This window comes from Streptomyces sp. NPDC058307 (assembly GCF_042880295.1).
Classification (GTDB): domain Bacteria; phylum Actinomycetota; class Actinomycetes; order Streptomycetales; family Streptomycetaceae; genus Streptomyces.
Genome location: NZ_JBHVYZ010000010.1, coordinates 51,637 through 69,986, shown reverse-complemented (window position 1 = coordinate 69,986; position 18,350 = coordinate 51,637). Strand labels below are relative to the sequence as shown.

General features: G+C 71.3%; 19 protein-coding genes and 1 pseudogene. 9 read left to right on the top strand and 11 right to left on the bottom strand.

Annotated elements, in window-relative coordinates; translation table 11 throughout:
• Positions 1-574: 574 nt before the first annotated feature.
• The gene (locus ACFVYN_RS10225; RefSeq protein ID WP_389995281.1) at positions 575-1,045 is read left to right on the top strand and encodes a DUF5709 domain-containing protein; all 471 of its coding nucleotides are present in this window, start codon (positions 575-577) and stop codon (positions 1,043-1,045) included.
• A gap of 93 nt (positions 1,046-1,138) precedes the next feature.
• Complete coding sequence (locus ACFVYN_RS10220) at positions 1,139-1,399, top strand: type B 50S ribosomal protein L31 (RefSeq protein ID WP_020118411.1); 261 nt, start codon at positions 1,139-1,141, stop codon at positions 1,397-1,399.
• A 23-nt stretch (positions 1,400-1,422) separates the two neighbouring features.
• Here the strand turns inward: ACFVYN_RS10220 and ACFVYN_RS10215 are convergent, their stop codons facing one another.
• A complete protein-coding gene (locus ACFVYN_RS10215) occupies positions 1,423-2,217 on the bottom strand; it encodes a metal-dependent hydrolase (RefSeq protein ID WP_389995278.1) in 795 nt (264 codons plus the stop codon).
• 145 nt (positions 2,218-2,362) lie between these two features.
• Here ACFVYN_RS10215 and ACFVYN_RS10210 point away from each other — a divergent pair, with 145 nt between their 5' ends.
• Both ACFVYN_RS10210 and ACFVYN_RS10205 read left to right on the top strand, forming a co-directional pair.
• A complete protein-coding gene (locus tag ACFVYN_RS10210; protein WP_389995275.1) occupies positions 2,363-4,876 on the top strand; it encodes a DEAD/DEAH box helicase in 2,514 nt (837 codons plus the stop codon).
• Positions 4,877-4,913: 37 nt separating this feature from the next.
• Complete coding sequence (locus ACFVYN_RS10205) at positions 4,914-5,780, top strand: acyl-CoA thioesterase (RefSeq protein WP_389995272.1); 867 nt, start codon at positions 4,914-4,916, stop codon at positions 5,778-5,780.
• A 12-nt stretch (positions 5,781-5,792) separates the two neighbouring features.
• Here ACFVYN_RS10205 and ACFVYN_RS10200 read toward each other — a convergent pair whose 3' ends face one another.
• Positions 5,793-6,674 (bottom strand): DUF6397 family protein, encoded by an 882-nt coding sequence (locus tag ACFVYN_RS10200; protein WP_389995270.1) that lies wholly within the window; start codon positions 6,672-6,674, stop codon positions 5,793-5,795.
• A gap of 122 nt (positions 6,675-6,796) precedes the next feature.
• Positions 6,797-7,210, bottom strand: coding sequence for a roadblock/LC7 domain-containing protein (locus tag ACFVYN_RS10195; RefSeq protein WP_389995267.1), 414 nt, complete (start codon positions 7,208-7,210; stop codon positions 6,797-6,799).
• 94 nt (positions 7,211-7,304) lie between these two features.
• Between ACFVYN_RS10195 and ACFVYN_RS10190 the strand changes: the two genes are divergently transcribed.
• Positions 7,305-7,733 carry a PPOX class F420-dependent oxidoreductase gene (locus ACFVYN_RS10190; RefSeq protein ID WP_389995265.1) on the top strand — a complete coding sequence of 143 codons (429 nt, stop codon included), beginning with the start codon at positions 7,305-7,307 and terminating at the stop codon, positions 7,731-7,733.
• 28 nt (positions 7,734-7,761) lie between these two features.
• Here ACFVYN_RS10190 and ACFVYN_RS10185 read toward each other — a convergent pair whose 3' ends face one another.
• The 5 genes from ACFVYN_RS10185 to ACFVYN_RS10165 all read right to left on the bottom strand — a co-directional run bounded on the left by ACFVYN_RS10185 (position 7,762) and on the right by ACFVYN_RS10165 (position 12,784).
• On the bottom strand, positions 7,762-8,367 hold the full coding sequence (locus ACFVYN_RS10185; protein WP_389995263.1) for an ATP/GTP-binding protein: 606 nt from the start codon (positions 8,365-8,367) through the stop codon (positions 7,762-7,764).
• 147 nt (positions 8,368-8,514) lie between these two features.
• Complete coding sequence (locus ACFVYN_RS10180; RefSeq protein ID WP_389995260.1) at positions 8,515-8,928, bottom strand: DUF742 domain-containing protein; 414 nt, start codon at positions 8,926-8,928, stop codon at positions 8,515-8,517.
• 22 nt (positions 8,929-8,950) lie between these two features.
• On the bottom strand, positions 8,951-9,424 hold the full coding sequence (locus ACFVYN_RS10175; RefSeq protein WP_389995258.1) for a roadblock/LC7 domain-containing protein: 474 nt from the start codon (positions 9,422-9,424) through the stop codon (positions 8,951-8,953).
• Positions 9,421-11,946 (bottom strand): nitrate- and nitrite sensing domain-containing protein, encoded by a 2,526-nt coding sequence (locus ACFVYN_RS10170; protein ID WP_389995255.1) that lies wholly within the window; start codon positions 11,944-11,946, stop codon positions 9,421-9,423. Before ACFVYN_RS10170 ends, ACFVYN_RS10175 begins: the two co-directional genes overlap by 4 nt.
• Positions 11,947-12,010: 64 nt before the next feature.
• A complete protein-coding gene (locus ACFVYN_RS10165) occupies positions 12,011-12,784 on the bottom strand; it encodes an MHYT domain-containing protein (RefSeq protein ID WP_389995253.1) in 774 nt (257 codons plus the stop codon).
• Positions 12,785-12,936: 152 nt separating this feature from the next.
• On the opposite strand from ACFVYN_RS10165, the pseudogene ACFVYN_RS10160 reads away from it, so the two are divergent.
• Positions 12,937-13,535: pseudogene (locus ACFVYN_RS10160) on the top strand (class I SAM-dependent methyltransferase).
• Positions 13,536-13,541: 6 nt separating this feature from the next.
• Here the strand turns inward: ACFVYN_RS10160 and ACFVYN_RS10155 are convergent.
• The gene (locus tag ACFVYN_RS10155; protein ID WP_389995250.1) at positions 13,542-14,297 is read right to left on the bottom strand and encodes an alpha/beta fold hydrolase; all 756 of its coding nucleotides are present in this window, start codon (positions 14,295-14,297) and stop codon (positions 13,542-13,544) included.
• 107 nt (positions 14,298-14,404) lie between these two features.
• Between ACFVYN_RS10155 and ACFVYN_RS10150 the strand changes: the two genes are divergently transcribed.
• Positions 14,405-14,992, top strand: coding sequence for a PadR family transcriptional regulator (locus ACFVYN_RS10150; RefSeq protein WP_389995479.1), 588 nt, complete (start codon positions 14,405-14,407; stop codon positions 14,990-14,992).
• On the opposite strand, the gene ACFVYN_RS10145 is transcribed toward ACFVYN_RS10150, so the two are convergent.
• On the bottom strand, positions 14,993-16,354 hold the full coding sequence (locus ACFVYN_RS10145; RefSeq protein WP_389995476.1) for an FAD-dependent oxidoreductase: 1,362 nt from the start codon (positions 16,352-16,354) through the stop codon (positions 14,993-14,995).
• 274 nt (positions 16,355-16,628) lie between these two features.
• Between ACFVYN_RS10145 and ACFVYN_RS10140 the strand changes: the two genes are divergently transcribed.
• Together ACFVYN_RS10140 and ACFVYN_RS10135 are read left to right on the top strand one after the other, a co-directional pair.
• Entirely contained in the window at positions 16,629-16,925 is a 297-nt protein-coding gene (locus ACFVYN_RS10140; RefSeq protein WP_389995248.1) for a hypothetical protein, read from the top strand.
• Positions 16,926-17,060: 135 nt separating this feature from the next.
• Complete coding sequence (locus tag ACFVYN_RS10135) at positions 17,061-18,083, top strand: hypothetical protein (RefSeq protein WP_389995246.1); 1,023 nt, start codon at positions 17,061-17,063, stop codon at positions 18,081-18,083.
• Positions 18,084-18,138: 55 nt separating this feature from the next.
• Here ACFVYN_RS10135 and ACFVYN_RS10130 read toward each other — a convergent pair whose 3' ends face one another.
• The gene (locus ACFVYN_RS10130) at positions 18,139-18,321 is read right to left on the bottom strand and encodes a hypothetical protein (RefSeq protein WP_057609876.1); all 183 of its coding nucleotides are present in this window, start codon (positions 18,319-18,321) and stop codon (positions 18,139-18,141) included.
• Positions 18,322-18,350 lie beyond the last annotated feature (29 nt).

Genomic DNA, 18,350 nt, shown 5'->3' with positions numbered 1-18,350 from the left:
TTGGGTGCCGGGCCAGGTGCCGCATGCCGGATGCCACCGACGCCCTGGTGCGGGGTGGGGGATGTTGGGTGTCGAAGATGCCCGGCGTGCCAGGCGTCGGGCACCGGGGCGTGCGGATGCTGGAGATGTCGCGGTGCCTTGCGCCGGATGTCCGGGGGCCGGGGCTGCTCGGGCGCCGTGGGCGTGGGTGCCTGAGGTGCCCCGGCCCCCGGACAGCTGCCTGAGGTGCGGGGAGGCCGGGAGGGTGGGCGACACCCGCTCCGTCCGGCACCCCAGCCCTCCGGGCACCGGCCTGCACGCCCCGGCTCTCCGAACACCGATGCAGACGAGCCGACCCCGAACACCGACGCAGTCCGCACCCCGGCCCCCCACGCAACCCCCGCTCCAGCGAGCGCAGCGACCACGTGGCGTTGCGCAGTGCCGAAAGGGGGTGGAAGGCTGGACAGCAGCACCGGCTCAGGGAGCGCCCGCGGACGGCACGGTTCGACGGCGGGCGCGGCAAGTGCCCCGTGAGTCCGTGGTCCGACCCGGGCCGCGGGAGGACGGGTCCGTCCCCCTTCACCTGGAGGTACCCGTGGACAGCTCCGACGGATGGGGAGACGACGTCTACCAGCCCGACGACTCCGAGATCCAGGACGACGCGGGTCTGCTGGACGCGGAGGACACCCTGGAGGACGACGGAGTCGACGACCCTCTCGACCGCGGCTGGTCCCCGCCGGAGCGACCGTGGGCGGTGGAGCACCGCGGCGTGACGGCCGCGGAGCGCCGGCAGGGCGAGACGCTGGACCAACGACTCGCAGAGGAGACGCCCGACCTGGCGCCGGCCGACGGTGACGGCATCGGTGACTGCGACGGCACCGACGGGGAACTCCTGGACAACGAGGTCGGCGCGCTGCGTTCCGGCCGTCTCGTGGCCCCCGACGAAGGGGCTCACGAGGACGAGGAGAGCGCGCTGATCGCCACGGACGTCGGCATCGACGGTGCCGCCGCGTCCGCGGAGGAGGCCGCGATGCACATCGTCGACGAGGAGTACCTGCCCGGCTGACCGCCGCGGCCGCCCGGCCGTTTCCACACCGTCCACCCCGTCCACCGTCGCACTGCCCATGCCGTATTCCGCGCCTCCCGAGGAGCAGCAGCCATGCAGCAGGACAAGCACCCCGACTACCACGAGGTCGTCTTCCGCGACCGCTCCGCCGGCTACGCCTTCCTGACGCGGTCCACCGCCACCAGCGACCAGACCATCGAGTGGGACGACGGCGAGACCTACCCGGTGGTGGACGTGGAGATCTCCTCCGAGAGCCACCCCTTCTACACCGGCAAGGCGCGGACGGTGGACTCGGAGGGACGCGTGGCCGCCTTCGAACGGCGCTACGGAGGCGGGACCGGTCAGGGCAGCTGACAGGGGACTGCGGCGCCCTGGCCTCAGATGAAGTTGAGAGCCGCCGCGCAGCCCACTCCCCCGAGCAGCATGAACGCCGGCATCAGCACCTTCAGCTCGACCCAGCTGCCCGCCCGGAAGCGCATGACCTTGGGCGGGCCGATCGGGTACCAGCGCTTGCGGCCCAGCGGGATCGGCCACAGGATCGGGCAGCCGGAGACCGTCAGCGCGTCCCCGATGTCGTGCACGAGGGCGCCCAGCACGACCGGCAGCCCCAGCCACAGGTACTCCTGGCCCGGCTGTGTGAACAGCCAGTGCGAACCGTTGCCCGGCTTGTCCAGGACGCCCGCGACGATCCACGCGCTGGCCGCGGCCAGCAACCAGACCAGGACATCCGCGCTGGAGCCACGGGTCGCCCGCCACAGCAGGCCCTCGATGGCCAGCACCATGTGCACGAAGAGGATTGTCAGCACCGCCCAGCGGCCACCGGTGATCGCCGCCACCGAGCAGCCCGCGCCGATCAGCACCGCCCACAGCCAGGTGTGCGTGAGTGTGCGGTGGCCGCCGGAGCGACGCGGGTCGCCCTGCTTCCTGGTGGCCTTGTAGACGGCGTACGAGAGCTTGTCGACGATCTCGCACAGGGCCCAGGAGATGGGGCCGAAGGCCCGCGAGATGGTGGCCGCCTTGTGGTCGAGGTCGGGGGCGAGCGCGGCACCCGCGCAGATCAGGGCTCCGGCCAGCAGCACGGGCCACGGCATGGTGTACCCCGTGGCGGCGGCAGCCGCTCCTACGCCCAGCCAGGCCGCGGCGCCCGACAGTGAGTGTGCTGGTCCCATCATCGGCGTTGCTCGCCCCGTTCCTCTTGTGCCACTGCCCAGTTGACCGGCTGAGCTGACGTTCCGTCGGCGACACAGCGTACTGGTCGTGATCTTCGGCCTCGCATCCGATTCCCCCATCGGGCATCCGGGCAGGCAAGATGGGTGGGTGACCCTCATCGATCAGCTGCCGCCGACCGCAGACCCCGACGCCCTCTACGAAGCCTTCGAGTCGTGGGCCGAGGAGCGGGGTCTGACGCTCTACCCGCATCAGGAGGAGGCGCTGATCGAGGTGGTCTCCGGCGCGAACGTGATCGTGTCGACGCCCACCGGGTCGGGCAAGAGCATGATCGCGGCGGGTGCGCACTTCGCCGCCCTCGCCCGTGACGAGGTCACCTTCTACACCGCGCCCATCAAGGCGCTCGTGTCGGAGAAGTTCTTCGAGCTGTGCAAGATGTTCGGCACGGAGAACGTCGGCATGCTGACCGGCGACGCCTCCGTCAACGCCGACGCTCCCGTCATCTGCTGCACCGCCGAGGTCCTCGCGTCGATCGCGCTGCGCGACGGCAAGAACGCGGACGTCGGCCAGGTCGTCATGGACGAGTTCCACTTCTACGCCGAGGCGGACCGCGGCTGGGCCTGGCAGATCCCGATCCTGGAACTGCCCAAGGCGCAGTTCGTCCTGATGTCGGCCACGCTCGGCGATGTCTCGATGTTCGAGAAGGACCTGACCCGGCGCACCGGTCGGCCGACGTCGCTGGTCCGCTCGGCGACCCGCCCCGTGCCGCTCTCCTACGAGTACAAGTTCACCCCGCTCACCGAGACGCTGACGGAACTCCTGGAGACCAGGCAGGCGCCGGTGTACATCGTGCACTTCACACAGGCGCAGGCCGTGGAGCGGGCGCAGGCGCTGATGAGCATCAACATGTGCACGCGCGAGGAGAAGGACCGGATCGCCGACCTGATCGGCAACTTCCGCTTCACCACCAAGTTCGGCCGCAACCTCTCCCGTTACGTCCGGCACGGCATCGGGGTCCATCACGCCGGCATGCTGCCCAAGTACCGGCGGCTGGTGGAGAAGCTCGCGCAGGCCGGTCTGCTGAAGGTCATCTGCGGCACGGACACCCTCGGCGTCGGTGTCAACGTGCCCATTCGCACGGTGCTGTTCACGGCGCTGACCAAGTACGACGGCAACCGCGTCCGCACCCTGCGCGCCCGCGAGTTCCACCAGATCGCCGGGCGCGCGGGCCGGGCCGGCTACGACACGGCGGGCTTCGTCGTCGCCCAGGCTCCCGAGCACGTCATCGAGAACGAGAAGGCGCTCAACAAGGCGGGCGACGACCCGAAGAAGCGCCGCAAGGTCGTGCGCAAGAAGGCGCCCGAGGGGTTCGTCGGCTGGACGGAGAACACCTTCGAGAAGCTGATCACCTCCGATCCGGAGCCTCTGATGTCCCGCTTCCGGGTCACGCACACGATGCTGCTGTCGGTGATCGCCCGTCCCGGCAACGCCTTCGCGGCGATGCGGCACCTCCTGGAGGACAACCACGAGCCGCGCAAGCAGCAGCTGAAGCACATCCGGCGGGCGATCGCCATCTACCGCTCGCTGCTGGACGGCGGCATCGTCGAGAAACTCGACGAGCCCGACGCCTCCGGCCGCATCGTCCGCCTCACCGTGGACCTCCAGCAGGACTTCGCGCTCAACCAGCCGCTGTCCACGTTCGCGCTCGCCGCGTTCGAACTGCTCGACCCCGAATCGCCGTCCTACGCCCTGGACATGGTGTCCGTCGTGGAGTCCACGCTGGACGACCCCCGGCAGATCCTCGTGGCCCAGCTGAACAAGGCAAAGGGCGAGGCCGTGGCCGCGATGAAGGCGGACGGTGTCGAGTACGAGGAGCGCATGGAACGCCTCCAGGACATCACGTACCCGAAGCCCCTGGAGGAGCTGCTCTTCCACGCCTACGACACCTACCGCAAGAGCCACCCCTGGGTCGGCGACCATCCGCTCTCCCCGAAGTCCGTCATCCGCGACATGTACGAACGGGCGTTGACCTTCACGGAGTTGGTCTCCCTCTACGACCTCGCCCGCACCGAGGGCATTGTCCTGCGCTACCTGGCCAGCGCCTACAAGGCGCTCGACCACAACATCCCGGACGACATCAAGTCCGAGGATCTGCAGGACCTGATCGAGTGGCTCGGCGAGACGGTCCGCCAGGTCGACTCCAGCCTGCTGGACGAGTGGGAGCAGCTCGCCAACCCGGAGGTGATGACCGCCGAGGAGGCGCAGGAGAAGGCCGACGAGGTCAAGCCCGTCACCGCCAACGCGCGCGCCTTCCGCGTCCTGGTCCGCAACGCCCTGTTCCGCCGCGTCGAACTCGCCGCCCTGGACCAGGTCGAGGAGCTCGGTGAGATGGACGGCGAGGCCGGCTGGGACGCCGACGCGTGGGGCGAGGCGATGGACAAGTACTGGGACGAGTACGACGACCTCGGCACCGGCCCCGATGCCCGCGGCCCCAAGCTGCTGCAGATCGAGGAGGAGCCGCAGGACCGGCTGTGGCGCGTCCGGCAGGCCTTCGCCGACCCGAACGGCGACCACGACTGGGGCATCAGCGCGGAGATCGACCTCACCGCCTCCGACGCGGAGGGCCGCGCGGTCGTCCGGGTCACCGACGTCGGCCAGCTGTGAACCACGGACCGGCTGTGAGCACAGGAGAGTCCCACCCATGACGAACCCGGCCGAGAAGCTCGTCGACCTGCTCGACCTGGAGCAGATCGAAGTCAACATCTTCCGTGGCCGAAGTCCGCACGAGTCCCTCCAGCGGGTCTTCGGCGGCCAGGTGGCGGGCCAGGCGCTGGTCGCCGCCGCCCGCACCACGGACGGCGAGCGCCCGGTGCACTCGCTGCACGCGTACTTCCTGCGTCCGGGCCGGCCCGGAGTGCCGATCGTGTACCAGGTCGAGCGGGTGCGCGACGGCCGGTCGTTCACCACCCGCCGGGTCACCGCCGTACAGCAGGGCCGCACGATCTTCAATCTCACCGCCTCCTTTCACAAGCCTGAGGAAGGTCCCTTCGAGCACCAGCTGCCTCCCGCCCGCAAGGTCCCGCCCCCGGAGTCCCTGCCGACGGTCGGCGACGAGATCCGGGAGCATCTGGGCGAACTGCCCGAGCAGTTGGAGCGGATGGCACGCCGCCAGCCCTTCGACATCCGGTATGTGGACCGGCTGCGCTGGAGCGCCGAGGAGGTCAAGGACGCCGAGCCGCGCAGCGCGGTGTGGATGCGCGCGGTCGGGCCGCTCGGGGACGACCCGGTCGTGCACACCTGCGCGCTGACCTACGCGAGCGACATGACTCTCCTGGACGCCGTCCGCCTCCCGGTTCAGCCCCTGTGGGGTCCGCGGAGCTTCGACATCGCGTCGCTGGATCACGCCATGTGGTTCCACCGGCCGTTCCGTACGGACGAGTGGTTCCTGTACGACCAGGAGTCGCCGATCGCGACGGGTGGACGGGGTCTGGCCCGTGGCCGGATCTACGACCTGGAGGGACGTCTGCTGGTGTCCGTCGTCCAGGAGGGGCTGTTCCGGCCGCTGTAGGTCAGGCGTACGTCAGGCGCTTCTGCGGCGGAGCCAGCCCAGCAGCCCGCGGGACGGTTCCAGCGGCGCCGGCTCCCCCGGGGGCAGTGCGGGCGGTGTCAGCCGGGTTGCCGGGCGTGGTGCGGGCCTGAACCGGCGTGCGTCGTCCAGGACCTGGGCCAGCTCGGTCCTCAGCCAGGCGATCTCGGCCGGGTCGTCCGCCGTCATGATCTTCTCGATGAGGTGGGCGGCGGGCGAGCCCTGTGCCCCGTGCGCGGGAGGCCTGGGCCGGAAGCGGCCCAGGTGGGATCGCTCGTAGGGGTCCGGGACGAGTTCCGCGATCTGGGCGGGGTCGAGGAAGGCGGCGAGGGCTCCGGCGCTCTCCCAGGGGTCTTCGGCCAGGCGCAGGAGGAATCCGCGGTGCCGTCCGCGCCAGTTGCGGGCGCGCAGGTCCACGCCCTCGTCCAGCATGTCGCGCAGTCCCTCGGGCATACGCCGCGCGGTCAGCAGGGGGGTGTTCTCCTCGACCGCCGTGAACTCCTCCAGTTCGTCGGCCAGATACAGCCACACGACGGCCCGGTACCGGTTCAGATAGAAGCGCACCGGCGAGAACAGGCCGAGGCGCGCCAGGCGGGTGAACCTGCCGATGGAGATCTCCATGGCCTCCGCGCCCTCGGTGGTGCCCACGAGCCGTACGCGTTGACGCAGCGAGTCGGGAAAGCCGCCCGTGGCTCGCAGCCGGTCGACCTCGGACCGGCTGACGCGTCGGCCTCCGCCCCCTTCGTCGGGCACCGTCCGGATCTGGCCGAGGTGTACGGCGAGGTCGAACTCGCTGCGCTTGAGGCCCAGTTCCCGTGCGGCGCGGCTGACGGTGTAGCCACTGCGCTGGAGTTGGGTGATGGTACTGCTCGTCATGGTCGCTCCCCCGTGGAGTCGTCGCTCACGCTGTGTGCGTTCGCTGTGACAGAAACCGTAGCCGGTGGGGCGCGATGCGTGGCGAGCCTGTGGATAACTCCAACGGGCCGAAGACACGCAGGTCAGAGGTCTGTGCCCGGGCTCCGCTCGGGCTGGCGGACGTCCACGTCGAGGTGCTCGCCCACCCGGTTGACGAGCAGCGTCATCTCGTAGGCGATCCGGCCGATGTCGGCGTCGGAGCCGCTGAGCACGCACAGGCAGCTGCCGGTGCCCGCCGCGGTGACGAACAGCACCGCGTCGTCGAACTCGATCATCGTCTGCCGTACCTTGCCCGCGCCGAAGTGGCGTCCCGAGCCCTTGGCCAGGCTGTGCAGTCCCGACGAAACGGCGGCGAGATGGTCCGCGTCCTCGCGGCGCAGTCCGGTGCTGGCGCCCGTCACCAGCCCGTCGTTGGACAGCACCAGCGCGTGGCGCACATGGTCGACGCGCTCGGTCAGATCGTCCAGCAGCCGGCCGATCCCCTGCTTCTGCGGCATGTGTCCCGTCTCCCCGTGTGACGTCTCCTCCCGCCCGGAGGATCTCCCAGCAAGCCTTCCCCACGTCCGTCAACGGGGCAAGGAGAATGGGGACATGGCAGAGAAGATGACCGATGAGCAATGGCGGGAGTTCGTCTCCCACGGCACCCGCACCGGCAAGTTGTCGACCGTCCGGGCCGACGGTAGCCCGCATGTGGCGCCGATCTGGTTCGTGCTCGACGGCGACGACCTGGTGTTCAACACTGGGAAGGAGACCGTGAAGGGGCGCAATCTGGTGCGGGACGGGCGTGTCGCCCTGTGCGTGGACGACGACCGGCCGCCCTTCTCCTATGTGGTGCTGCAGGGCCGGGCCCGGCTGTCGGAGGATCTCGACGAGGTCCGGCACTGGGCCGGGCGGATCGGGGCGCGGTACATGGGCGAGGAACGGGCCGAGGAGTTCGGTGCCCGAAACGGCGTACCGGGGGAACTCCTCGTCCGTGTGAGCATCGACCGGGTGCTGGCGGAGAGGGACCTCGCGGAGTGACGTGCCGGTGAGCCGGCCACGGCCGTGGTCAGCCCACCGAGTCGAGCAGCCGGGCGGTGTGCATCCGCCCGGCATACTCGACCAGCCGGATCAGCACCTCCTTGCCGGAGTCGCGGTCCCGGGCGTCGCACAGCACCACGGGTGTGCCCTGATCGAGGTCGAGGGCGCGCGAGACGTCGTGGGCGCCGTAGCTGCGGGCACCGGCGAAGCAGTTGACGGCGACCACGAACGGGATGTGCCGGTGCTCGAAGTAGTCCACGGCCGGGAAGCAGTCCTCCAGGCGCCGGGTGTCCGCGAGGACGACGGCGCCCAGGGCCCCTTGCGACAACTCGTCCCACAGGAACCAGAAGCGGTCCTGGCCCGGGGTGCCGAAGAGATAGAGCGACAGGCCGGAGCGGATGGTGATCCGCCCGAAGTCCATGGCGACCGTGGTGGTGACCTTCTGGTCCACACCGTCGGTGTCGTCCACCGACTGCCCCGCTTCGCTGAGCAGTTCCTCGGTGCGCAGCGGCCTGATCTCGCTGACCGCGCCCACCAGGGTGGTCTTGCCCACGCCGAACCCGCCGGCGACCAGTATCTTCAGCGCCAGGGCGGTCGTCTCGCCGCCCTGGGCGTCGGAGTTCTCGGAGACCATCGATCACTTCTCTCGGGAGGGCCGGCAACGGGCGGCGACGTCGGTACGGGGTCGCGAAGGCAGCATCGGTCGCGAAGGCAGCATCATGACAACTGGAATTCCCCTTCGAGGGGTTGGACCGCTTATTGCCCGGTTCTGAACGTTCATCTACAGCGCCCGAAGCCCTTCGATCACCTCGCGCAGAATCCGTTCGTCGGGCAGCTGCGCGGGCGGCACCGGACGGCTGACGGTGACACAGCCGAGTTCCAGCAGGTCTCCCAGGAGCACCCTGACCACGCCCACGGGCAGGTCGGCGCCCGCCGAGAGTTCCGCCACCGACTGCGTCTCCGTGCGGCACAGGTCGATCAGGGCCCGGTGTTCCGGTCCGAGCGCCGTGTCGTCGCCGGCCCCGGGCGCGCCGGCGTGGAGGGTGACCAGGGCGATCAGATCGAAACGCACCCCTGCGGGACCGGATTGGGTGCGTCCGCCCGTCATCGCGTAGGGGCGGACGAGGGGCCCGGCCTCGCTGTCGTACCACTGGCTGCCCTGTTCGTACGGGACGCCCGCCATGTCCTCGGTCATCCGAGCCGACCGCCCTTCGTTCTCATCCGGCGGCGGGCGGTCGAGCGCCCACGCGTGGCGGCGTGTAAAGGTGCTCGCCCACCCGCTTGACCAGCCGTGCCATCTCGTAGGCGACGAGGCCTATGTCCGCGGTCACCGCGGTGAGGACGGCGAGACAGGAGCCGTCTCCCGCTGCGGCGACGAACAGGAAGCCGTCGTCCATCTCGACCATGGTCTGACGCACTCCCCCGGCGCCGAAGTGCCGGCCCGCGCCCTTGGCCAGGCTGTGGAAACCGGAGGAGACCGCGGCGAGGTGTTCCGCGTCCTCACGGCGCAGATCCGTCGAGGCGCCCACGGCGAGACCGTCGTTGGAGAGCACCACGGCATGCCGTACCTCGCTCACGCGCAGCACCAGGTCGTCCAGCAGCCAGTCGAGTTCGCCGGACCTCCCCCACTCCCGGTTGCGCTCGCGCGGGGGGACCCCCGTGTCGGCCCTCGTGCTCGGGTCCTGGATCATCCTCGGTCTCCTTCGCTGCTGTCTCTGCCCGCTGGGGAATCTGGGGTGGCGCCGCGGCCGGGCTGCCTGCCGCCGCCGCGCGCCCAGCCGTCCCGGTACGCCGCCATCCGGTCCCGGACGGCTTCGGGCGTACGGCCTTCGTCGTCCCGATGGGCGGCTGCCGGGGCCGGTTCCTCGGAGCGCTGCTCGCGCAGCTGAGGGGCCAGGTTCGCCTGCCGTACCCGGCGGGGCAGGTCGCCGGACTCCTCCGGCTCGTCCGGCGGTCGGTGCAGACGCAGGGCGGTGACTCCGGAGGGTGGTCCGTCGGTCGGGCCCCGGTCGGCGGCGGCCGTCAGGGGAGCCACCAGGGCGGGGCGCTCGGCCGGGGCGGGGACGGAGTCCTGGTCCCGTTCGCTGGCGGCCACGCGCGCGTACTCGCGTTCCGTGAGCCGTTCCCGGTCGGCTGCCTTGGCGGGAGAACGTTCCGCCGCCTTGATATGCAGCAGCGCCGTGGGCAGCAGGACGACCGCGGTGGTGCCGCCGTAGGGCGACGTGCGCAGATGCACCTTGATGCCGTGCCGCGCCGCGAGCCTGCTGACCACGAACAGACCCAGCTGGTCGCTGTCGAAGAGGTCGAGCGCTTCGGACTGCTCGATGCGCCGGTTCGCCTCCGCGAGGGTCTCCTTGCCCATACCCAGACCGCGGTCCTCGACCTCGACGGCGTAACCGTTGCCGACGGGTTCGCCAGTCACACGCACGCGCGTGTGGGGCGGTGAGAACTGGGCGGCGTTCTCGATGATCTCGGCCAGCAGGTGCGTGAGGTCCGCGACCGCCGCACCCACGACGGAGGCGTCCGGCAGCTGACGCACCTCCACGCGCGCGTAGTCCTCGACCTCGGAGACGGCCGCGCGGACCACGTTGGTCAGCGAGACCGGCATGCGCCAGGCGCGGCCGGGTGCCGCTCCCGAGAGGATGATCAGGCTCTCCGCGTGGCGGCGCATGCGGGTGGTGAGGTGGTCGAGCCGGAAGAGGTCGCTCAGTTCGTTGGGGTCGTCGGAGCGGCGTTCCATGCTGTCGAGCAGGCTGAGCTGGCGGTGGACGAGGATCTGGCTGCGGCGGGCGAGGTTGACGAAGACGCCGGAGATGCCGCTGGCGAGTTCGGCGCGCTCCACCGCGGCCCGCAGCGCGGCGCGGTGCACGGTGTTGAGGGCCTCGGCGACCTGGCCGGCCTCGTCCTCCGCGGGCGGTCCGGGCGGGGCCTCGGACCGGATGTCGATCTCGTCGCCCGCGCGCAGCCGCTCCATGGCCTCCGGGAGTTTGCGGCGGGCGATCTCCAGGGCGCTGTTGCGCAGGCTCACGAGCTCGACGACGAGGCCGCGACCGATGCGCACGGAGATCACGAGCGAGGCGGCGACGGCGAGCAGGCCGAGCAGGACCGCGGCCCCGGCCGGGGTGAGCAGACCGCGGGTGAACGGGTCGGCGCGGTGGGCGACCCCGCTGCCCGCCGCCTCTTCGACGGCCCGCATGCCGTCCTGCACACGCGTGTGTCCCGCCCGCCAGGTGGCCTCCGGCGTCGACTCGACGGCGCGGACGCCGGGAGCGGCGGCCAGTATGCGGTCCTCGGCGGCGGTCACGGCGGCGTAGGCACCGCTGCCGGCGACCTTGTGCCAGGCCGCGCGGTCGGAGCCGCGCAGGTCGGTCACGGCTGCCTCGGTGAGGGTCCGGCGGGTGTCGACGGCCCCGGTGAACAGCCGCAGCCGCTCTCCGGCGAGGACGCCCGCCAACCGCGCGCTCGACAGCACGACGTCCTCCTGGGCCAGTGACTCGCCCGCGCGCGAGAACTCGAGCAGCACGCGCGCGTCGGAGCCGAGGTCGGCGTCCTGGATGCCGGTGAGGGCACCGCCGACCGCGAAGGCACCGGCGATGGTCCTGGTGTAGCGACCGTACGTCTCGTCCCATCCGGCGCTGCGGTCCAGCACGGCGGTGCGCACGGAGCGCAGTTGTTCGGCGCCGGTCACGAAGGCTTCGAGCCGCTGGGCGACACCGGCGGGCAGTTCCTCGCCGTCGGCGACGGTGTTGTCGTCGCCGAGCCGCAGTCGTGCCACGGCCCGGTCGGTGCGCCCGGCGAGCCTGCGGAGGTCGTCGCTCTGCGCGACGGACGGGTCGGTGGCGTAACGGACGGCGGCGGCACGCTCCGTCTGGAGCGCGGTCACGGCGTCGGCGACGGGAGAGCGGACGGCGTCGTCCACGCGCTGCAACTGCCGTAGCCGGGACACGTCCTGGGCGGTGCTGACGGTGGCGTACGCCCACAGCGCGAGCAGTGAGACCACCGGCACCATGAGCAGGCAGACGATCTTGGCGCGGACCGTGCGGGGGCGTATCCGCCAGTGTCCCGCGTGCACGGGTATGTCCTCGGCCGGGGGACCCACGGGGTCGTCCGGGCTTTCGTCGGCCGGTGGTCCGGCATGTGCGCGACGCCCGCGCGCGGGTGTCTGGTGCGGCGTCTCGGCGCCGGCTCTGGGGGTCCTACGCGATGTACGCATGGCCTCCTCGCTCGGGAGTGGTTCGGGGGCGTGTCGTCGGGCCGTCCGGGGCCCGGATCCGCCGCTAGGAGGTGAGGCTCTCGACCGTGCGCTGGGCGGAGGCGGTTGCCTCGCGCTCTCCTGTCGTGGGCGACAGCGCGACGAAGGCCGAGGTCAGGAACAGGTAGGAGCCGAGTCCGACGGCGAGCGGGAAGATGAACTGCATCGCCGTCGCCCCGGGCAGGACGCCGCCGGAGGGCGAGACCCGCACGCTGACCGCGAACATCCCGGTGTAGTGCATGCTGCTGACCGCGGCGCCCATGATCAGGGACGCGATGGTGACGGCGACGGGCGACTTGATGTTGAGCGCCGCCCACAGGGCCGCCGTCGCCGCGACGACGGCGATGAGCACGGAGAGTCCGACGAGGACCGGGTCGTAGTGGACGCTGCCGTGCAGCCGTACTGCGGCCATGCCCAGGTAGTGCATGCTCGCCACGCCCAGGCCGGTGGTGAGTCCGCCCAGGAAGAGCGCGCGGACCCGGTCACGGCTGTAGCCGACCGCGAAGACGCCGGCGGAGACGACGACCATGGCGACCAGGAGGCTCGCGATGGTCAGTGGTACGTCGTAGCGGATGTCGGTACCGCTGACGCTGAAGCCGAGCATGGCCACGAAGTGCATGGTCCAGATGCCGGTCCCGATGGCAGAGGCCGCGGTGACGAGCCAGTTGCGGCGCGACCGTCCGGTGGCTCCGAGAGCGCGCATGGTGCAGCGCAGGCCGAGCGCGGCGCCGATACAGGCCATGACGTACGAAAGTGTGGGCGTCAGCCAGCCCAGGGCTGCGTGGTCCAGGTGTCCCATGGCCAAGGGACGCTAGCCGGGGCAGGGGCGCACAAAGAGGGCGCATTTCGAAAGATGCTGCAATCTGGCGCAGAGGTGCGTCTGAACGATCGCGTCACGTTCGAACGTGTGCACCGCGCCTTCACCCCTGTCGGTGAGGGACCATGCGGAACATGAGCGACGACCACACACACGTTCAGGAGTTCTTCTCGGCCCGTGCCGCCGACTGGGACAGCCGGTTCCCGGACGACGGTCCGGCCTACGCCGCCGCGGTCGCGGAACTCGGTCTGCGCGAGGGCGACCGCGTGCTCGACGCCGGTTGCGGCACCGGACGGGCCCTGCCGCCCCTCTGTGCCGCCGTGGGGCCCTCGGGAGTGGTCGTTGGGGCCGATCGACCCCGGCCATGCTGGAAGCCGCCGTACGGGCCGGCAGGGATCGGGACGCACATCTGCTGCTCGCCGACGTGGCCGCGCTGCCGCTCCGCTCCCGCTCGCTCGACGCCGTCTTCGGTGCGGGCCTCATCTCCCATCTGTCCCGACCGGCGGACAATCTGCGCGAGTTGGCCCGGGTGGTGCGACCCGGCGGCCTCCTGGCCCTGTTCCATCCGCTCGGCAGAGCGGCGCTCGCCGCGCGCCAGGGGCGGCCGATCACCCCCGAGGACCTGCGCGCGGAGCCCAACCTCCGTCCGCTGCTGGCCGGTTCGGGATGGCACATGACGTCGTACGTCGACGAGGACGACCGTTTCCTGGTTTTGGCCGTCCGCGAGTACTGAACGCGTTCAGTCCGTCCCGGCGACCGCCGCGGCGAAGGCGTCGGGGTTGTCGAACATGACGTTGTGCCCGGCGCCGGGGACGGTCACCACCCGCACGCCTGCCGCCTCCAGTGTCTTGCGCCCCTCCAGCTCGCCGCTGAGCTCGCCCTGGAGGTATACGCGATCGACCGGCAGCCCTTCGAGGATCGCGCGCATCATGGGCGCCGATCCGCGCCTGAGTCCGACCGCGCTGCGGTGCAGGGCACGCGGGTCGGCCAGCCGCATGGTCGCCGCCCACAGGGGGCCGACCTTCTCGAGCACGCGCGCGTGGGCGCCTGCGACGAAATCGTCCTCCTGGTAGGCGGCGATCCCGGTGCTGCCCGCCGTGGCCGGGGGTGAGGCGTCGAGATTGGCTTCCGTGAGGACCAGCCGGGAGACGAGTTCCGGTCTCCGGTGGGCGAGTACGAGCGCGACCGACCCGCCCATGCTGTGCGCGATCAGCTCGGCACCGGTCACATTGGCGGCGTCCAGAGCGGTGGCCAGGGCGTCCGCGTGGTCCTCCAGCGTGTACCCGAAGTGCTCGGGACGGTCGCTGACGCCGTGTCCGGGCAGATCGACGAACAGGCTGCGCCGGCCCGCGAGTTCGGGCCGGGCCGCGATGTGCGCGTGATAGACGGTCGAGATCGCTCCCAGGCCGTGCACGTACACGCGTGCCGGCTCCTCGCCGGGCGTCTCGGTCCAGCGGATGCGGCTTCCCCTGCCGTCGAACTCGGCCTGCCTCATGTGCCCTCCCTCGATGCATCGCGAAGGAGAATACATCGTCACCGATGTATTGCGCGTCCGTAGTAATGCGACAGGGATGTACAGCGCCCATGCGGCAGAATGCGGGCATGCTGGAGCTCGCCATCCTCGGATTCCTCTACGACACCCCGCTGCACGGCTATGAGCTGCGCAAACGCATCGCGGCGCTGGCGGGTCACGTGCGCCCCGTGGCCGAGAGCACGCTGTATCCGGCCATCAAGCGGCTGGAGAAGGCGGGATTGCTGGCACGCGCGACGGAACCCGGTGCCGTGGCCGCGCCCCGCCATGTCCTGACGCTCACCGACGAAGGCCGCCGAGAGTTGCGCCGCCGGCTCGCCGAACCGGCCGCGCGTGACGTCAGCGACGAGAACCGGTGGTTCACGGTGCTCGCCTTCCTCCGGCACCTGGACGACGCCGGCGCGCAGGCGACCGTACTGCGGCGCCGGCTCGCCTTCCTGGAGGAGCCCGCGAGCTTCTTCTACGAGGGCGACCGTCCGCTGAGGGCCGAGGAGTTGGACGATCCGTTCAGGCGCGGTGTGCTGACCATTGCCCGCGCCACGTCCCGGGCCGAACTCAGGTGGCTGCGGGAGACGATCACTTCGCTCGACGCGGCCTCTGCTCAGGCGCTGCACCGGCGCCGGGATCGCCACCGAAGCGCACAGTCCGAGCTGAACTGATCACTGCTCCCGGGACTCGGGCTCCTCCGGTGTCGTGGGCGGTTCGGCCGGCGTCGGCGCGGGTGGGTCGAAGAGGACGGCCCTGGCCACGGGCGGAGCGAACAGGGCGGTGACGGGCTCGGAGAGGGTCACGACGGCGCGAAAAGCCCGCCCCACGACAGGGTCGCCGGGGGCGCGCTCCTGGACGCGGTTCAGGTACCACCCGGCGAAGCGGTCCGCGGGTCCACCGTCGATCGCGGTGCCGGCCGCGCCCGGCATTTTGCGGTCGGCCCCGGCGGAGATGTCCCACGCGAGCCGGGACGCCACGAGCAGCGCCTGCTGCACGCGCCGCGTCGTCGGCGTCCGGCGCCGGTCGACCAGCGTGTCACGCAGGGCGACCGCGCTCATGGCGGCCACGGCCATGCCCTGCCCGTAGATCGGGTTGAAGGTGCACAGGGCGTCGCCGGTGGCGAGGAAGCCTGCCGGACGGCCGGGGAGGTCGTAGCGTCGGCGCACGTTCGAGGTCCGGCGGTGGCCGAACGGCGGGGAGAGCGGTTCGGCGTCCTCCAGCCACCGGTGCAGGAGCGGATGCGGCAACCTCTTGGCGTACGTCACGAACTCGTCGTCGCCGGTTGGCGGTTCGTTGCCGCGCAGCCCCGAGACGATCACCAGATGGCTGCCGTCCTCCAGGGGCAGGGCACCGCCTGCGTGCACCTGCTCGGGGTCGGGATAGACGTAGTAGCCGCGGGTCTCGCCGTCGAGTGCGCCGTCCGTGCCGCGGTAGACGCGGGAGGCGTAGGCGAGTCCGGTGTCGATGGTCTCCTCGCGCGGGCGCTCGGCGCCGATCGCCGCGAGCCACTGCGGGGCCTTCGTGCCGCTGCCGGAGGCGTCGACGACCAGATCGGCCTCCAGGGGGCGGGACTCCGCGCGGGTGTCGCCTGAGCGGTCCCGCACCAGGACGCCTCGCACGCGCGTGGCGTCGCCGAGGAACCCGACGACGTCGGTGCCCTCCCGCACCCTGATCACCGGGTTGGCGAGAACCCGCCGCCGCACCAGTTCCTCGAGCTGTGCGCGGGAGCCGGTGTAGATGTGCGTCGTCGCGGGCACCCGCCGGAACCAGCGGCCGCTCTGCCACAGCACCATGTCGGCCGGCATGCCCACCCGGGGTGCCCCCGCTTCCCGCAGCTCCGCCAGGAACCCCGGCAGCAGCGACTCCAGGGCCGTCTGTCCGCCTTGGAGCAGCACATGAGGGTGACGGCCCTGCGGCACGCCGGGCCGCGGCTTGGCGCCCTCCGGAAACCGGTCGCGTTCGAGCACGGTCACCCGGTCGGCGTGCCCGGCCAGGACGTGCGCCGCGAGAAGCCCTGCGAGGCTCCCGCCCACGACGACGGCGTGCCGCCCGTCCTTGCCGCCGCCTTCGACCCGACCGCCCGTCTCTCCGGCTGAATTCACCGAATTCACCGATCACTCCCCCTGGTCGCCATGTCGCGAGCAGACACAAGTATCTCTTCCCGCAAACCCGCTTGACCGTTTTCCGGCCCTTCTGAACGACACGGGAGCTCCGCCCCTCTTCTGCGGCCAAAGGCTCCAATTCTACGGTGGGGAGGAGCAGACGAAGGTTCGATGGATCACGTGACGCAGGGGGATGGTGGTCGGCATGTGGGGCAGGATCCGCAAGTACAGCGCCGGATTCGTCAATTCGGTGCGCATCGAGGAGCCCACCGGGCGGCAGACCCGCACGCACAATCTGTTCGAGGCCGCCGCCGCGTACGTCTCGGCCTGCGCGGAGGACGACCAGGACCGGATCGACGAGGCCTCGGCCTGGGTCTCGCCGGAAGCTCTGTCGTTCGGGGTCAACGAGCTCGCGTGCCGGGCCGTCATTGCCCTCGCGCGGGAGCGCGACGAGTCGCCGCGTACGGTGGCACGTGCGCTCCTTGGACTGCCTGCGGCCTGAGCGGCCGGCAAGTGAGGGGCGATTCGCCCCGTCCAGCCGGAAAACTGCAGCTCCGGGTGTTCTTGGGAGTCGTGACAAGCGCCTTCTGCGCACACTAATGTGCGCGCCGTTGGACGAACCGATGGGGAGGCTGGGATGGCCGGGACGGACGAGGACGCCGTCGCCGCCGGGGACGACGCGCTCTATGTGCTGACGGCGGTGCTGTTGACGCCGGCGAAGTTCCCGAGCGTGCTGGGCGACGACTATCCGGAGGCCTGCGCGGCGCTCGGTCTGGCACCGCTGGCCGACGGGTACGGACTGGTGCTCGGTCAGGACGGCAGCGGCGCCCGGTGGACGGTCGTCGTCGACGACGTCTCGCTGGTCGCCGTCGCCATCGCGTCCTGGGACTGCGGCATGGAGTACGACCTGTCGCCCGACGAGCGAACCGTCGTGGCCGCCCTGCCCGGCTGGCCGCTCGCGGTCGCCGTCGCGGCACCCGGTGTGCCGGCGCCGCACGACCCCGATCCCGAGGCCGGCGACGGCCCGCCGCTGACGCCGCCTGACACGTCCGTGTGGGGATCCGCGCAGCGGCGTCTGGGCGCCGATGAGATCGCGCTCCAGTGGGCGAGGTGGCGGGAACAGATCGACGACGCGAACTTCTCGAGGCCGAACGGCGGGTCCACGGGGGGCGACAAGGCCGCGGTCGGCAGGAGCATGGACGGCCGGATCGTGGACGGGGAGATCGCGGGTCGCGTGACCACGGACGGTGACGCCTCGGCCCGCGCCGTCTCGCAGGACCAGGCCACGGACAGTGAGGCTGCGGGAGACAGGGCAGCGGAAGACGCGGCTGCGGGAGACAGGGCAGTGGGTCACACGGCCTCCGGTGAGGCCGAGAAGGAGGTCCGCAAGGGCCACAGCGGCATCCGGCGTGTCCTCGCGGAGGCCCGCGCCTACGTGGATTCGCCGCCGCCCCTCGGCAGGGTCCGGTCGTCCTTCGCGCCGGGCGACGCGCGGACGCTGCGTGCCGACGGTCCCGGCTGGTCACTGGTGGCCAGGACGGACGACATCGCGTTCGTGCTGCTCGACGACGAGCCCGGGGAGGTCCTGCCGGTGGGCCGGGGCCCGGAGCTGCCCGGACTGCTGGAAGCGCTCGACAAGATGGCCGTACGTCCCAGCTGAACCGCCGCGCCGCACCGTCCGGGACTGTCGTGCTCCCGGCCGGTGCGGGGGGGCGTCAGCGGCCGAGTTCCTTGCGGGTGACGCGGCGCAGTCGGCGCCGCTGCGAGGGGTCCAGCGTCAGGTATGCGGCGGCCGGGACCCCCAGGATGATCAGAACCGAGGCCCACCACGGCAGCCAGATCAGCAGGAGCAGCCCGACCGCCACTCCCCCTGCGGCGATCTTCGCGTTCTTCGACATGTACGTCGCCTCCTTCGCGGCGGTTGCCG

Bases quoted from the DNA above. Each gene is read 5' to 3' on its own strand.
- ACFVYN_RS10175 (WP_389995258.1), bottom strand. From the start codon at position 9,424: ATGATCCAGGACCCGAGCACGAGGGCCGACACGGGGGTCCCCCCGCGC.
- ACFVYN_RS10195 (WP_389995267.1), bottom strand. From the start codon at position 7,210: ATGCCGCAGAAGCAGGGGATCGGCCGGCTGCTGGACGATCTGACCGAG.
- ACFVYN_RS10190 (WP_389995265.1), top strand. From the start codon at position 7,305: ATGGCAGAGAAGATGACCGATGAGCAATGGCGGGAGTTCGTCTCCCAC.
- ACFVYN_RS10200 (WP_389995270.1), bottom strand. From the start codon at position 6,674: ATGACGAGCAGTACCATCACCCAACTCCAGCGCAGTGGCTACACCGTC.
- ACFVYN_RS10205 (WP_389995272.1), top strand. From the start codon at position 4,914: ATGACGAACCCGGCCGAGAAGCTCGTCGACCTGCTCGACCTGGAGCAG.
- ACFVYN_RS10220 (WP_020118411.1), top strand. From the start codon at position 1,139: ATGCAGCAGGACAAGCACCCCGACTACCACGAGGTCGTCTTCCGCGAC.
- ACFVYN_RS10155 (WP_389995250.1), bottom strand. From the start codon at position 14,297: ATGAGGCAGGCCGAGTTCGACGGCAGGGGAAGCCGCATCCGCTGGACC.
- ACFVYN_RS10130 (WP_057609876.1), bottom strand. From the start codon at position 18,321: ATGTCGAAGAACGCGAAGATCGCCGCAGGGGGAGTGGCGGTCGGGCTG.
- ACFVYN_RS10215 (WP_389995278.1), bottom strand. From the start codon at position 2,217: ATGATGGGACCAGCACACTCACTGTCGGGCGCCGCGGCCTGGCTGGGC.
- ACFVYN_RS10165 (WP_389995253.1), bottom strand. From the start codon at position 12,784: ATGGGACACCTGGACCACGCAGCCCTGGGCTGGCTGACGCCCACACTT.
- ACFVYN_RS10170 (WP_389995255.1), bottom strand. From the start codon at position 11,946: ATGCGTACATCGCGTAGGACCCCCAGAGCCGGCGCCGAGACGCCGCAC.
- ACFVYN_RS10180 (WP_389995260.1), bottom strand. From the start codon at position 8,928: ATGACCGAGGACATGGCGGGCGTCCCGTACGAACAGGGCAGCCAGTGG.
- ACFVYN_RS10135 (WP_389995246.1), top strand. From the start codon at position 17,061: ATGGCCGGGACGGACGAGGACGCCGTCGCCGCCGGGGACGACGCGCTC.
- ACFVYN_RS10185 (WP_389995263.1), bottom strand. From the start codon at position 8,367: ATGGTCTCCGAGAACTCCGACGCCCAGGGCGGCGAGACGACCGCCCTG.
- ACFVYN_RS10150 (WP_389995479.1), top strand. From the start codon at position 14,405: ATGCTGGAGCTCGCCATCCTCGGATTCCTCTACGACACCCCGCTGCAC.
- ACFVYN_RS10140 (WP_389995248.1), top strand. From the start codon at position 16,629: ATGTGGGGCAGGATCCGCAAGTACAGCGCCGGATTCGTCAATTCGGTG.